14 protein-coding genes are annotated in these 13,765 nt (G+C 70.9%); 13 read left to right on the top strand and 1 reads right to left on the bottom strand.

Features of this window, described 5'->3' with window-relative positions; all coding sequences use genetic code 11:
- Window positions 1-364: 364 nt before the first annotated feature.
- The 4 genes from ACK8N7_RS08730 to ffh all read left to right on the top strand — a co-directional run bounded on the left by ACK8N7_RS08730 (window position 365) and on the right by ffh (window position 6,231).
- Entirely contained in the window at window positions 365-1,717 is a 1,353-nt protein-coding gene (locus ACK8N7_RS08730) for an ammonium transporter (protein WP_403215105.1), read from the top strand.
- Entirely contained in the window at window positions 1,714-2,052 is a 339-nt protein-coding gene (locus tag ACK8N7_RS08725; protein ID WP_003965965.1) for a P-II family nitrogen regulator, read from the top strand. The genes ACK8N7_RS08730 and ACK8N7_RS08725 overlap by 4 nt, the downstream gene beginning before the upstream one ends.
- A gap of 31 nt (window positions 2,053-2,083) precedes the next feature.
- A complete protein-coding gene (locus ACK8N7_RS08720; RefSeq protein WP_403215107.1) occupies window positions 2,084-4,546 on the top strand; it encodes a [protein-PII] uridylyltransferase in 2,463 nt (820 codons plus the stop codon).
- A gap of 131 nt (window positions 4,547-4,677) precedes the next feature.
- A complete protein-coding gene (gene ffh, locus ACK8N7_RS08715; RefSeq protein ID WP_351725102.1) occupies window positions 4,678-6,231 on the top strand; it encodes a signal recognition particle protein in 1,554 nt (517 codons plus the stop codon).
- A gap of 76 nt (window positions 6,232-6,307) precedes the next feature.
- Here the strand turns inward: ffh and ACK8N7_RS08710 are convergent, their stop codons facing one another.
- On the bottom strand, window positions 6,308-7,165 hold the full coding sequence (locus ACK8N7_RS08710; protein WP_403215109.1) for a methyltransferase domain-containing protein: 858 nt from the start codon (window positions 7,163-7,165) through the stop codon (window positions 6,308-6,310).
- Between the two features lie 450 nt (window positions 7,166-7,615).
- Between ACK8N7_RS08710 and ACK8N7_RS08705 the strand changes: the two genes are divergently transcribed.
- From ACK8N7_RS08705 to lepB (ACK8N7_RS08665), 9 genes are all read left to right on the top strand, one after another.
- Window positions 7,616-8,209, top strand: coding sequence for a hypothetical protein (locus ACK8N7_RS08705; RefSeq protein ID WP_007452841.1), 594 nt, complete (start codon window positions 7,616-7,618; stop codon window positions 8,207-8,209).
- Between the two features lie 157 nt (window positions 8,210-8,366).
- Window positions 8,367-8,807, top strand: coding sequence for a 30S ribosomal protein S16 (gene rpsP / locus ACK8N7_RS08700; protein WP_015611678.1), 441 nt, complete (start codon window positions 8,367-8,369; stop codon window positions 8,805-8,807).
- A 2-nt stretch (window positions 8,808-8,809) separates the two neighbouring features.
- The gene (locus ACK8N7_RS08695; RefSeq protein WP_015611679.1) at window positions 8,810-9,049 is read left to right on the top strand and encodes an RNA-binding protein; all 240 of its coding nucleotides are present in this window, start codon (window positions 8,810-8,812) and stop codon (window positions 9,047-9,049) included.
- 131 nt (window positions 9,050-9,180) lie between these two features.
- Window positions 9,181-9,756 carry a ribosome maturation factor RimM gene (gene rimM / locus ACK8N7_RS08690; RefSeq protein ID WP_500441775.1) on the top strand — a complete coding sequence of 192 codons (576 nt, stop codon included), beginning with the start codon at window positions 9,181-9,183 and terminating at the stop codon, window positions 9,754-9,756.
- Entirely contained in the window at window positions 9,756-10,577 is an 822-nt protein-coding gene (gene trmD, locus ACK8N7_RS08685; protein WP_403215113.1) for a tRNA (guanosine(37)-N1)-methyltransferase TrmD, read from the top strand. The genes rimM and trmD overlap by 1 nt, the downstream gene beginning before the upstream one ends.
- A 129-nt stretch (window positions 10,578-10,706) precedes the next feature.
- Complete coding sequence (gene rplS, locus ACK8N7_RS08680; protein WP_032757437.1) at window positions 10,707-11,057, top strand: 50S ribosomal protein L19; 351 nt, start codon at window positions 10,707-10,709, stop codon at window positions 11,055-11,057.
- A gap of 45 nt (window positions 11,058-11,102) precedes the next feature.
- Window positions 11,103-11,873, top strand: a complete 771-nt coding sequence (gene lepB, locus ACK8N7_RS08675) for a signal peptidase I (RefSeq protein ID WP_500441773.1) — start codon at window positions 11,103-11,105, stop codon at window positions 11,871-11,873.
- Window positions 11,866-12,942 carry a signal peptidase I gene (gene lepB, locus ACK8N7_RS08670; protein WP_403215116.1) on the top strand — a complete coding sequence of 359 codons (1,077 nt, stop codon included), beginning with the start codon at window positions 11,866-11,868 and terminating at the stop codon, window positions 12,940-12,942. Before lepB (ACK8N7_RS08675) ends, lepB (ACK8N7_RS08670) begins: the two co-directional genes overlap by 8 nt.
- Window positions 12,845-13,753 (top strand): signal peptidase I, encoded by a 909-nt coding sequence (gene lepB / locus ACK8N7_RS08665; protein ID WP_500445715.1) that lies wholly within the window; start codon window positions 12,845-12,847, stop codon window positions 13,751-13,753. Before lepB (ACK8N7_RS08670) ends, lepB (ACK8N7_RS08665) begins: the two co-directional genes overlap by 98 nt.
- The last annotated feature ends 12 nt before the right edge of the window (window positions 13,754-13,765 follow it).

Below are 13,765 nucleotides of genomic sequence, written 5' to 3'. Positions count from 1 at the left end.
GCTCCCCCATTGCCTGGTCACCCGGAGAGGAGCCGTGGCCGGTTCGCGTCTTACGGCACCGCTGTACGGCCCCCAGGGGTACCCGGCGGCGTTTCAACCGGACCGTATGCGGCGTGGGCTGCATGGTAGGCAGGGCACCGGACCCGCCACCCGGGATTCATTCCGACGTAACACGCACCACCTCTTCGTCACGCTCGCGAAACATCGTGCGGCTTCCCCGGAAACGGCGCTCCGCCAATCTCATGGCGCACAGAGAGTGTCCGGCCATGATCCGCCGGACATCCCCTGACCGGCCCGCACCTTCCCAGTGGTCCCGCAGCTTTCCCCCGCACGCCGCGGCCGCTCCGACGACGAGGAGACGCCGATGCCCCCAGGCATCACGACGCTTGCCGCAGACGCCCCTGAGCTGTCTGCCGCCAACACCGGGTTCATGCTCATCTGCTCGGCCCTGGTGATGCTCATGACCCCCGGCCTGGCCTTCTTCTACGGAGGCATGGTCCGCGTCAAGAGCACCCTGAACATGCTGATGATGAGCTTCATCAGCCTCGGGATCGTCACGATCCTGTGGGTGCTCTACGGATTCAGCCTCGCCTTCGGCTCCGACGTCGGCTCTGTCATCGGCTGGAGCTCCGACTACGTCGGATTCAGCAACATCGGCGTCACCGAGCTCTGGGACGGCTACACCATCCCGGTGTACGTCTTCGCCGCCTTCCAGCTGATGTTCGCCATCCTCACCCCGGCCCTGATCAGCGGTGCGCTCGCCGACCGCGTGAAGTTCTCCGCGTGGGCGCTGTTCATCGTCCTGTGGGTCACCATCGTCTACTTCCCCGTCGCCCACTGGGTCTGGGGCGCGGGCGGCTGGCTCTTCGAGATGGGCGTCATCGACTTCGCCGGCGGTACGGCGGTCCACATCAACGCGGGTGCCGCGGCCCTCGGCGTGATCCTCGTCATCGGCAAGCGCATCGGCTTCAAGAAGGACCCGATGCGGCCGCACAGCCTGCCGCTCGTCATGCTCGGCGCGGCCCTCCTGTGGTTCGGCTGGTTCGGCTTCAACGCCGGATCCTGGCTCGGCAACGACGACGGCGTCGGCGCGGTCATGTTCCTCAACACCCAGGTCGCCACCGCCGCCGCCGTCCTCGGCTGGCTCGCCTACGAGAAGCTGCGCCACGGCTCCTTCACCACCCTCGGCGCCGCCTCCGGCGCGGTCTCCGGTCTCGTCGCCATCACCCCCGCGGGTGGTTCCGTCTCCCCGCTCGGTGCCATCGCGGTCGGCGCCATCGCCGGTGTCCTGTGCGCCATGGCCGTCGGCCTGAAGTACAAGTTCGGCTACGACGACTCCCTGGACGTCGTCGGTGTCCACCTCGTCGGCGGTGTCATCGGCTCCATCCTGGTCGGCTTCTTCGCCACCGGCGGTGTCCAGTCCGACGCGAAGGGCCTCTTCTACGGCGGCGGTGTCGACCAGCTCGGCAAGCAGGTCGTCGGGGTCGTCGCGGTCCTCGCGTACTCTCTGGTCGTCTCCGGCCTCATCGCCCTCGTGCTCCACAAGACGATCGGGATGCGGGTCTCCGAGGACGAGGAGATCTCCGGCATCGACCAGATCGAGCACGCCGAGACCGCATACGACTTCAGCGGCGCCGGCGGCGGCACGGTCTCCCGCACCACCGCCCCCGCCCAGGACACGACGGCAGCACCGAAGGCAAAGAAGGTGGACGCATGAAGCTCATCACCGCGGTCGTGAAGCCCCACCGGCTGGACGAGATCAAGGAGGCCCTCCAGGCCTTCGGCGTCCAGGGGCTCACCGTCACCGAAGCCAGCGGTTACGGGCGTCAGCGCGGCCACACCGAGGTCTACCGGGGCGCCGAGTACACCGTCGACCTGGTCCCCAAGATCCGCATCGAGGTCCTCGTCGAGGACGAGGACGCCGAACAGCTCATCGAGGTCGTCGTCAAGGCCGCCCGAACCGGCAAGATCGGTGACGGGAAAGTCTGGAGCGTCCCGGTCGAGACCGCCGTCCGAGTCCGGACCGGCGAACGCGGCCCGGACGCCCTCTGACCGACGGCCCCACCGAACGGAAGGCATCTGGGTGACGAGCACCGAAGCGATCACCGAAAGCGAAGACTCGGGACCCAGCGGCTACGCGGCGGCCCGGCTGCGCCTCCTCCAGCAGGAGGCGCGGTCCGGGCCGCCGCGCCGTGCGGCCCTCGCCGGCCTCACCGACGACTGGCTCACCGGCCTGTTCACGTCGGCGGCGACACGCGCCGGGGTCCGCGGCGCCGCCCTCGTCGCCGTCGGCGGCTACGGGCGCGGCGAACTCTCCCCGCGCAGCGACCTCGACCTGCTCCTCCTCCACGACGGCAGCGCCGACGCGGCGGCCGTCGCCGCCCTCGCGGACGGCATCTGGTACCCGGTCTGGGACCTGGGCCTGGCCCTCGACCACTCCGTACGCACCCCCGGCGAGGCCCGGAAGACGGCGGGCGAGGACCTCAAGGTCCAGCTCGGTCTGCTGGACGCCCGCCCGGTCGCCGGCGACCTCGGCCTGGTCGCCTCCCTGCGCACCGCGATCCTCGCGGACTGGCGCAACCAGGCGCCCAAGCGCCTCCCCGCCCTCCACGAGCTCTGCCAGGAGCGCGCGGAACGGATGGGCGAGCTCCAGTTCCTTCTGGAACCCGACCTCAAGGAGGCCCGCGGCGGTCTCCGCGACGCCACCGCCCTGCGCGCGGTCGCCGCGTCCTGGGTCGCCGACGCCCCCCGCGAGGGGCTCACCGAGGCCCGCCGCATCCTCCTGGACGCCCGCGACGCCCTCCACCTCACCACCGGCCGTGCCACCGACCGCCTCGCCCTCCAGGAACAGGACCAGGTCGCCGAGGCGCTCGGCCTGCTCGACGCCGACGCGCTGCTGCGCCAGGTGTACGAGGCCGCCCGGACGGTCTCGTACGCCACCGACGTCACCTGGCGCGAGGTCAACCGGGTCCTGCGCGCCCGCTCGGTCCGGCCCCGGCTCCGCGCCATGCTCAGCGGCGGCCGGGTCACCGCCAAACCCGCCCCCGAGCGCGCCCCGCTCGCCGACGGCGTGGTGGAGGCCGACGGCGAAGTGGTCCTCGCCCGCGCCGCCCGCCCCGACCGCGACCCCGTCCTCACGCTGCGCGCCGCCGCGGCCGCCGCCGAGGCCGGGCTGCCGCTCTCCCGCCACCTCGTACGCCACCTCGCCACCACCGTCCGGCCGCTGCCGGTCCCGTGGCCGCCGGAGGCCCGCGAGGAGCTGGTCACCCTGCTCGGCGCGGGGGAGTCCACCATCGCCGTCTGGGAGGCGCTAGAAGCGGAAGGGATCATCACCCGGCTGCTGCCCGACTGGGAACGCGTCCACTGCCGCCCCCAGCGCAACCCCGTCCACACCTGGACCGTCGACCGGCACCTGGTGGAGACCGCCGTCCGCGCGGCCTCCCTCACCCGCCGCGTCCACCGCCCCGACCTCCTCCTGGTCGCCGCCCTCCTCCACGACATCGGCAAGGGCTGGCCCGGCGACCACTCGGTGGCCGGCGAGGTCATCGCCCGGGACATGGCCACCCGAATCGGCTTCGACAAGCACGACGTGGGCGTCATCGCCACCCTCGTACGCCACCATCTGCTGCTCGTCGAGACCGCCACCCGGCGCGACCTGGACGACCCCGCCACCGTGCGGTCGGTCGCCGAGGCCGTCTCCACCGCCTCCACCCTGGAGCTGCTGCACGCCCTCACCGAGGCCGACGCGCTCGCCACCGGGCCCGCCGCCTGGTCCACCTGGCGGGCCTCCCTCGTCACCGACCTCGTCAAGCGCGTCGCCGCCGTCCTCGCGGGGGAGACCCCCGAGGAACCGGAGGAGGCCGCGCCCAGCGCCGAGCACGAACGCCTCGCGATCGAGGCCCTGCGCACCGGCGAACCCGCCCTCACCCTGCACACCCACCCGGAGGAGCCCGCCGGGGAAGGCGAGGTGGAACCCGTCGGCGTCGAGCTGCTCATCGCCCTGCCCGACCGCCCCGGCGTCCTGCCCGCCGCCGCCGGAGTCCTCGCCCTGCACCGCCTCACCGTGCGCGCCGCCGACCTGCGTGCGGTGGAGCTCCCCAACGAACTGGGCGAGCGGGCGGACCTGCTGCTGCTCAGCTGGCGGGTCGCGGCCGAGTACGGGTCCCTCCCGCAGGCCGCCCGGCTCCGCGCCGACCTCGTACGCGCCCTGGACGGCTCCCTGGACATCCGGGCCCGGCTCGCGGAGCGGGAGGCCGCCTACCCGCGCCGCAGGGGCGTGAAGGCCCCGCCGCCCCGGGTCACCGTGGCGGCGGCAGGCTCCCGCCGCGCCACCGTCATCGAGGTCCGCGCCCAGGACGCCCCGGGGCTGCTGCACCGGATCGGCAACGCCCTGGAGGGCAGCTCGGTACAGGTGCGCAGCGCCCATGTCTCCACACTCGGCGCCAATGCCGTGGACGCCTTCTACGTCACCGGCACCGACGGCGAACCGCTGCCGGAGGTCCGGGCCGCCGAGGTCGCCCGGGAGGTCGAGAAGGCCCTCGGCTGACTCGTAGGACACCCACATCAAGCCCTCGCCCGGCTCCGGATCCGGCCGAGGGCTTGGTGTTCTCCGGGGGACGGATACCCTGGAGGGCGATTGACCTGCCCCGCCCCCGACCCTGAGGACCGACGAGCGCCGTGTTCGATACTCTCTCCGACCGCCTTAGCGCGACTTTCAAGAACCTCAGGGGCAAGGGCCGCTTGTCCGAGGCGGACATCGACGCCACGGCACGCGAGATCCGTATCGCCCTGCTGGAAGCCGATGTCGCCCTGCCCGTGGTCCGGGCCTTCATCGCCAATGTGAAGGAGCGGGCGCGCGGCGTCGAGGTCTCCCAGGCGCTGAATCCCGCCCAGCAGGTCGTCAAGATCGTCAACGAGGAGCTCGTCTCCATCCTCGGCGGCGAGACCCGGCGGCTGCGGTTCGCCAAGAACCCGCCCACCGTGATCATGCTCGCCGGTCTCCAGGGTGCCGGTAAGACGACGCTGGCCGGAAAGCTCGGTCTCTGGCTCAAGAGCCAGGGCCACTCCCCGCTGCTCGTCGCCTGTGACCTCCAGCGCCCCAACGCCGTCAACCAGCTGAGCGTCGTCGCCGAGCGCGCCGGTGTCGCGGTGTACGCCCCCGAGCCGGGCAACGGCGTCGGCGACCCGGTCCAGGTCGCCAAGGACTCCATCGAGTTCGCCAAGGCCAAGGTCCACGACATCGTCATCGTCGACACCGCGGGCCGCCTCGGTATCGACCAGGAGCTGATGAGCCAGGCCGCGGACATCCGCGACGCCGTCAGCCCCGACGAGATCCTCTTCGTCGTCGACGCGATGATCGGTCAGGACGCGGTCAACACCGCGGAGGCCTTCCGCGACGGCGTCGGCTTCGACGGCGTGGTGCTCTCCAAGCTCGACGGTGACGCCCGCGGCGGTGCGGCCCTGTCGATCGCCCATGTCACGGGCAAGCAGATCATGTTCGCGTCGAACGGCGAGAAGCTGGAGGACTTCGACGCGTTCCACCCGGACCGGATGGCCTCCCGCATCCTCGACATGGGTGACCTGCTCACCCTGATCGAGCAGGCGGAGAAGACGTTCAGTCAGGAAGAGGCCGCCAAAATGGCCTCCAAGCTGTCCTCCAGCAAGGGCGGCAAGGACTTCACGCTCGACGACTTCCTGGCCCAGATGGAGCAGGTCCGCAAGATGGGCTCCATCTCCAAGCTGCTGGGGATGCTGCCCGGCATGGGGCAGATCAAGGACCAGATCAACAACATCGACGAGCGCGACATCGACCGCACCGCCGCGATCATCAAGTCGATGACCCCGAAGGAGCGCTCCGAGCCCACGATCATCAACGGCTCGCGCCGGGCCCGTATCGCCAAGGGTTCGGGCGTCGAGGTCTCCGCCGTCAAGAGCCTGGTGGAGCGCTTCTTCGAGGCCCGCAAGATGATGTCGAAGATGGCCCAGGGCGGCGGCATGCCCGGGATGCCGGGGATGCCGGGCATGGGCGGCGGCCCCGGCCGCCAGAAGAAGCAGATCAAGCAGGCCAAGGGCAAGCGCAAGAGCGGCAACCCGATGAAGCGCAAGGCCGAGGAGGCCGCCGCCGCGGAGCGCCGCGAGCAGGCGGCCGCCCAGGGCGGCGCGTTCGGGCTCCCCGCCCAGGAGGACAAGAACTTCGAGCTGCCGGACGAGTTCAAGAAGTTCATGGGCTGACCGGCGACAGCGGACATGTGTAAGGGGCGCCCTTGAGAAAGGGCGCCCCTTACACATGTCCGGAGCGGCTTTCAGGTCACGTCGTGCACACCAGGTAGCGGAAGACGTTCGGCATCCACACCGTGCCGTCCGGGCGCCGGTAGGGATGCAGCGCCTCCGCGACCTCCTTCTCCACCTGGGAGCGGTCGGTGGCGCGTACGGCGGCGTCGAAGAGCCCGGTCGACAGCAGCCCGCGCACCGCGCTGTCCGGATCCGCGTACCCGAACGGGCAGGAGACCCGCCCCGAACCGTCCGGCTTCAGACCCGCCCGCGCGGCAACGTCCTCCAGATCGTCCCGGAGGGTCGGCCGCCACCCGCCGGGGCGCGGCGGGCGCGTGGACTCCGCCAGCCGGGCCGCGACCCGCAGCACCGGCGCCGTGGCACACCGCTCCGGCGGGCCCCAGCCGGTCAGCACGACGGTCGCACCCCGGGCGGCCAGCGGCAGCGCCGACTCCAGCGTCGGCACCAGCCCCTCGGAGTCACCGGCCGCGCAGCCGATCGGCTCGAACACGGTGATCAGGTCGTACGGTGCCCCGTCCGCGCCGACGCCCGCCGGGAGCCCGCTGTCGTGCAGCCGGGCCCGGTGCGCGGGCGCACCTTCCGCGCCCTCGTCGGGCAGCAGCCGCGCACGGGCCAGCGCCAGGCGTTCCCGGTCGGAGTCCACGCCCGTGACATGCGCCCCCCGGGCCGCCGCGACGAGCATGGCGAGCCCGGAGCCGCAGCCGAGCGACAGCATCCGGGTGGCGGCCCCGACTTCGAGCCGGTCGTACACCGCCTCGTAGAGCGGTGCCAGCATGCGTTCCTGGATCTCGGCCCAGTCGCGGGCACGGGTACCGGCGTCCGCCGGCGCGGAGGGATCCGCGTCCCGGAGGTTCCGGACGAGCGTTGGTGTCATGGAAAGCGCCCCAATCCGCCAAGAGGTCGATCTTGCCCGAGTGGACGGCCCCCGTATGCGTATGTCCGCACCCCCCGTATGCCAGAGAACTGCGCATCCGCCGTTCCGTCCAGGGGTCGTGAGGCACTGTTTGCGTGCCCCGGTCGTGCGCCTCTCCGAATCAGTCTTACCCGACACCGGGCACCGGGCACGTCGAGCGGCCCACCGGGTAACCTCTCCGGCAGACCCGTAAGTGGCGCCGGGCTCCGGCGCACCGCACATCACGTGCGCCGGGCGTACCGCACGCTGTGCACCACCTTGGTGCGAGCTGTGCGTCTTCTCCGCAGTTCGGCGCACCCGCCCTCGTCCGGACGCATCCAGGACACATCACGGGCAACTGACTGGTACGTGCAAATTATTTGGGATGCCCCGGAATAGGAACACCGGGGCACTCGGACTCGTTGTCACGACGTGAGCACGACACCACCTGTACTTGCCGCAGAGCTGGCACAGGCGTGGGCCGACATTCAGCGGTACCACTCCGAGCTGCCCGATCTAGCCGCGCCCGAGTCCCTGATCGGAGAGTCCTCGTCCGCCTGTGGCGCCGAGCTCTCCTTCGAGCGACTGCTCCACGAGGCAGTCCACGGCATCGCCGCCGCGAGAGGAGTCCGTGACACTTCCCGCGCCGGCCGCTACCACAACCGACGCTTCCTCGCGATCGCCGAGGAGCTGGGTCTCGATCATGCCGAGGAACCCCATCCCAGCAGCGGATTCTCGCTGGTCACGCTGAATCCGGAGGCCAAGCGCCGGTACCGCCCGACCACCGAACGGCTGCAGCGCGCCCTCAAGGCGCACACGGTCGCCACCGCCGCCGACACCAAGCGCTCCTTCCGGGGTCCTGCCGCCCGGCACGGCTCCTCCGGGGGCGGAGTCCGGGTCAAGGCCGTCTGCGACTGCGGACGCAACGTCCGCGTCGTCCCCTCGGTCCTGGCCCAGGCCCCGATCGTCTGCGGTGGCTGCGGCAAGCCGTTCCAGATTCCGGAAGCGGCGGTCGCGGTGGGGTGAGCCGAAGTGGTGTGGCACAATGGCTAGCTGTACTCGACAGTCGCACAGGACCCCTCTCTCCTCCGGCTGACGCGTCCATCGGGCACTCCGAGTACCGCAACCCCACGTGGCATCTAGTTGTGCCCAACCACGTCATAGACCAGGAGACACCACTTCCGTGGCAGTCAAGATCAAGCTGAAGCGTCTGGGCAAGATCCGTTCGCCTCACTACCGCATCGTCGTCGCCGACTCCCGTACCCGCCGTGACGGCCGGGCCATCGAGGAGATCGGCCTGTACCACCCGGTGCAGAACCCCTCGCGCATCGAGGTCAACGCAGAGCGCGCGCAGTACTGGCTGTCCGTCGGCGCCCAGCCGACCGAGCCGGTCCTCGCGATCCTGAAGCTCACCGGTGACTGGCAGGCCCACAAGGGCCTCCCGGCCCCCGCGCCGCTGCTGCAGCCGGAGCCCAAGGCTGACAAGCGCGCGCTGTTCGAGGCGCTGTCCTCGGACGGCGACGAGGCCAAGGGTGAGGCCATCACCCCCAAGGCCAAGAAGTCCGACAAGAAGGCGGACGAGGCGGCTGACGCTGCCGCGTCCACCGAGTCGACCGAGGCCTGAGCATGCTCGAGGAGGCTCTCGAGCACCTCGTGAAGGGCATCGTCGACAACCCCGACGACGTGCAGGTTGCCGAGCGCACCCTGCGCCGCGGGCGCGTGCTGGAGGTCCGGGTCCACCCCGACGACCTCGGCAAGGTGATCGGCCGTAACGGCCGCACCGCTCGCGCCCTGCGGACCGTCGTGGGCGCTATCGGCGGCCGTGGTATCCGCGTCGATCTCATCGATGTGGACCAGGTCCGCTGACGGCAGTTGAACACCGGCCAGGGCCGGGGAGGGCTTTCGAGCCGTCCCCGGCCTTTGTCGTCGGCCACCCCGGGCGTTTCCGCGACAGGCTCGGGTCCCCCAGGTCCTCACCCCATCAATCGGAGAACAGCGTGCAGTTGGTAGTTGCGCGGATCGGCCGTGCCCACGGAATCAAGGGCGAGGTCACCGTCGAGGTACGAACGGACGAGCCGGAGCTGCGGCTCGGGCCCGGCGCCGTCCTGGCCACCGATCCGGCGGCCACCGGTCCGCTGACGATCGAGTCGGGCCGGGTGCACAGCGGCAGGCTGCTGCTGCGCTTCGAGGGCGTGACCGACCGCTCGGGCGCCGAGGTCCTGCGCAACACCCTGCTGATCGCCGAGGTGGACCCGGACGCGCCCCCGGAGGACCCCGAGGAGTTCTACGACCACCAGCTGATCGACCTGGACGTCGTGCTCGCCGACGGCACCGAGATCGGCCGGATCACCGAGATCTCCCACCTGCCCTCGCAGGACCTCTTCATCGTGGAGCGCCCCGACGGCAGCGAGGTGATGATCCCCTTCGTGGAGGAGATCGTCACCGAGATCGACCTGGAGGAGCAGCGCGCGGTCATCACCCCGCCGCCCGGCCTGATCGACGAGAGCGAGGCCGTCGTGGTCTCCTCCCGCGACGAGGAGGAGACCGACGAGGCGCCGAAGGGCGACGCCTGATGCGGATCGACGTCGTCACGATCTTCCCCGAGTACCTGGATCCGCTGGACGTCTCGCTGGTCGGCAAGGCCCGCGCCCGCGGTGTGCTCGACGTCCACGTACATGACCTGCGGGAGTGGACGTACGACCGGCACAACACGGTCGACGACACCCCGTACGGCGGCGGCCCCGGCATGGTCATGAAGACCGAGCCCTGGGGTGAGGCGCTGGACGAGTCACTGGCCGACGGGTACGAGTCCGGCGCGCACTCCCCGGTGCTCGTCGTGCCCACGCCCAGCGGCCGCCCGTTCACCCAGGAACTGGCCGTCGAGCTCTCCGCGAAGCCCTGGCTGGTCTTCACCCCGGCGCGGTACGAGGGCATCGACCGGCGGGTGGTCGACGAGTACGCCACCCGGATCCCGGTCGTCGAGGTCTCCATCGGCGACTACGTGCTGGCCGGCGGAGAGGCCGCCGTCCTGGTGATCACGGAGGCCGTGGCCCGGCTGCTGCCGGGGGTCCTCGGCAACGCCGAATCGCACCGCGACGACTCCTTCGCCCCGGGCACGATGGCCGACCTCCTGGAGGGTCCCGTCTACACCAAGCCGCCCGAGTGGCGCGGCCGGGGCATCCCGGACGTCCTGCTCAGCGGCCACCACGGGAAGATCGCACGCTGGCGGCGGGACCAGGCCTTCGCCCGGACCGCCCTCAACCGGCCCGATCTGATCGAGCGGTGCGAGGCGAGCGCGTTCGACAAGAAGGACCGCGAGATCCTCTCCATCCTCGGCTTCGCCCCGGAGCCCGGCGGCCGATTTTGGCGCAGGCCCTCGGGCGTGGAAGAATAGGCCGCTGCTGTACGTCCGGTGTGCGCCCCTGCCACAGGGGGAAAGACGCCCGCCCGACGCGATCAGCACTCCGAACTCCTCTCGATATCCCGTCGATGACCTGTGGCATCGGCGAAGAAAGCAGAATTCATGTCTTCCCTGCTCGATGGCGTCAACGCCGCCTCTGTCCGTACGGACGTCCCGGCGTTCCGTCCCGGTGACACCGTCAACGTCCACGTGCGAGTGATCGAGGGCAACCGCTCCCGTATCCAGCAGTTCAAGGGCATCGTCATCCGCCGCCAGGGCTCGGGCGTCAGCGAGACCTTCACGGTCCGCAAGGTCTCCTTCAGCGTCGGCGTCGAGCGCACCTTCCCGGTGCACAGCCCGATCTTCGAGAAGATCGAGCTCGTCAGCCGCGGTGACGTCCGTCGCGCCAAGCTGTACTTCCTCCGTGAGCTCCGCGGCAAGGCCGCGAAGATCAAGGAGAAGCGCGACAACTGAGCTGTTTCCCGCGTCCACAGCGCGGCCGGATAGGATTCGGCCGCGATGGACACGCAAGCAGAGCACTCGGAGCGCGATCGCTCCTCGGAACCCCGTGCCGGGTCCGAGGAGCGGTCGCGCTTCTCGCGTGTCCGGGGCGCTGCCGCTTCCGTACGGCCCCGGCGGCGGATCCTCGTCGTGGGGGTGGCGGTCGCGGTCGTGGTGCTGCTGTTCAGCGCCTTCGTGGTGCAGCCCTTCCTGATCCCCAGCGGCTCGATGGAGCCCACGCTGCGGGTCGGGGACCGGGTGCTCGTCAACAAACTGGCGTACCGCTTCGGCTCCGGGCCCGAGCGCGGCGACGTCGTGGTCTTCGACGGGACCGGCTCCTTCGTCCGGGAGGATCCGGACGAGAACCCGGTGGCCGCACTGGCGCGCGGGGCTGCGTCCTCCCTGGGCCTCGCCGGGCCCGCCGACACCGACTTCGTCAAGCGCGTGGTGGGAGTGGGCGGCGACCGCGTCGTCTGCTGTGACGCGCGGGGGAGGCTCCAGGTGAACGGGGTGCCGGCGGACGAGACGTACCTCCACCCCGGGGACACCGCCTCCGGAGCGCCGTTCGACATCGTCGTGCCGCGGGGCACGCTCTGGATGATGGGCGACCACCGCAGCCGCTCCAGCGACTCCCGCGACCACCTCGGATCGCCCGGCGGCGGGATGGTCCCCGTCGAGCGGGTGATCGGCCGGGTGGACTGGCTGGGCTGGCCGCCCGCCCGGATCGGTGGCCTGGAGGGGGCCGGCGCCTTCGACGGCGTACGGGCACCCGGCGGGGCGCATGGGTAACCGAGGGCGTCCGCGCGGCGCCCCGGACCCCGATGTCCCGCTGCCGACCGGCAGCCGGCCCACCGTGCCCCGCTCACTGCCGACCCGGGCCGAGCGCCGCAGGCTCGCCAAGAAGGTCCGGCGCAAGCGCCGCAGATCCGCGGTGAAGGAGATACCGGTCCTCATCGTGATGGCGCTGTTGATCGCGCTCGTCCTGAAGACCTTCCTCGTCCAGGCGTTCGTGATCCCGTCCGGATCGATGGAGCAGACCATCAAGATCGGCGACCGCGTCCTGGTGGACAAGCTGACCCCGCTGTTCGGGTCGACACCGCAGCGCGGCGACGTCGTCGTCTTCAAGGACCCCGGCGGCTGGCTCCAGCAGGAGAACGCGGGGGACAAGAAGGACCCGCCGGTCGGCGTCAAGCAGGTCACCGAGGCGCTCAAGTTCATCGGCCTGCTGCCCTCCGACGACGAGCAGGACCTGATCAAACGCGTGGTGGCCGTCGGCGGTGACACCGTGAAGTGCTGCGGCGAGGACGGCCGCGTCACCGTCAACGGCGTACCGCTGCCCGAGCCGTACCTGCATCCGGACGACCGGCCCTCGACGGTCCGGTTCGAGGTGGAGGTTCCGGCGGGACGCCTCTTCATGATGGGCGACCACCGGTCCAACTCCGCCGACTCCCGCTTCCATCTCGACGAGCCCGACAAGGGCACGGTCTCCGAGGACGAGGTCGTGGGGCGGGCCGTCGTGATCGCCTGGCCGCTCGGCAACTGGAGCACGCTGGAGGAGCGCGAGGCCTTCGCCGCGGTGACGCGGGCGAGTGGATCGGAGGCCGCGATTCCGGGCCCGTCGCATAGGGTTGCCACTCCGGATCGAGACGGAATGGTCCGGCTCCCGACCCCTGCGGAACTCCCGCTCGTTATGGGAGTGGTGGGCCTGCACCGGATCGGGCGCGGGCAGTGGCACGTATTGAGGAGTGGATGTGGGGGATTTGGCGGTCGGCGCACGATCCGGACACGACGAACCCGAGGACCGGTCGGAGCGCGACGAGTCTCCCGAGGGCGGGGCGGGGATCCCGCCGGGCGGTGACGGCGGTACTCCGGACGACGGTGGCGCTCCGGGCGGTGGCGCGGCTCCCAGGAGGCAGCGTTCCTTCTGGATGGAGCTGCCGCTGCTCATCGGTATCGCGCTGATTCTGGCTTTGCTGATCAAGACGTTCCTCATCCAGGCGTTCTCGATCCCCTCGGACTCGATGCAGAACACCCTGCAGCGGGGCGACCGGGTGCTGGTCGACAAGCTGACTCCCTGGTTCGGCTCCGAGCCGGAGCGCGGCGAGGTCGTGGTCTTCCATGACCCGGGCGGCTGGCTGGAGGACACCGCGACGCCGGAACCCAACGTCGCGCAGAAGTTCCTCAGTTTCATCGGTCTGATGCCCTCCTCCGAGGAGAAGGACCTGATCAAGCGGGTCATCGCGGTTGGCGGCGACACCGTCGAGTGCAAGGAGAACGGGCCGGTCACGGTCAACGGCAAGGCGCTCGACGAGAAGTCGTTCATCTTCCCGGGGAACACCCCGTGCAACGACAAGCCCTTCGGCCCGATCAAGGTCGAGGAGGGCCGGATCTTCGTCATGGGCGACCACCGGCAGAACTCCCTGGACTCCCGCTACCACCAGGAGCTTCCCGGCCAGGGCACCGTCTCCAACGACGAGGTCGTCGGCCGTGCGATCGTCGTCGCCTGGCCCGTGGGCCGCTGGGCGACCCTGCCGGTCCCCGGCACGTTCGACCAGCCCGGTCTGAACGCGGCCGCCGCGATGGCCCCGGCCGCACTGGGCGTAGCCGGAGCGCTGCCCCTCGTGCTGTGGCGGCGAAGGAGGCTGACCGCCGGGCGTACCGCCGGGTAGGGTGCCGACTCG

It is taken from the genome of Streptomyces griseobrunneus (genome assembly GCF_046713465.1).
Classification (GTDB): domain Bacteria; phylum Actinomycetota; class Actinomycetes; order Streptomycetales; family Streptomycetaceae; genus Streptomyces; species Streptomyces microflavus.
This window is presented reverse-complemented; position numbering and strand designations above follow the sequence as displayed.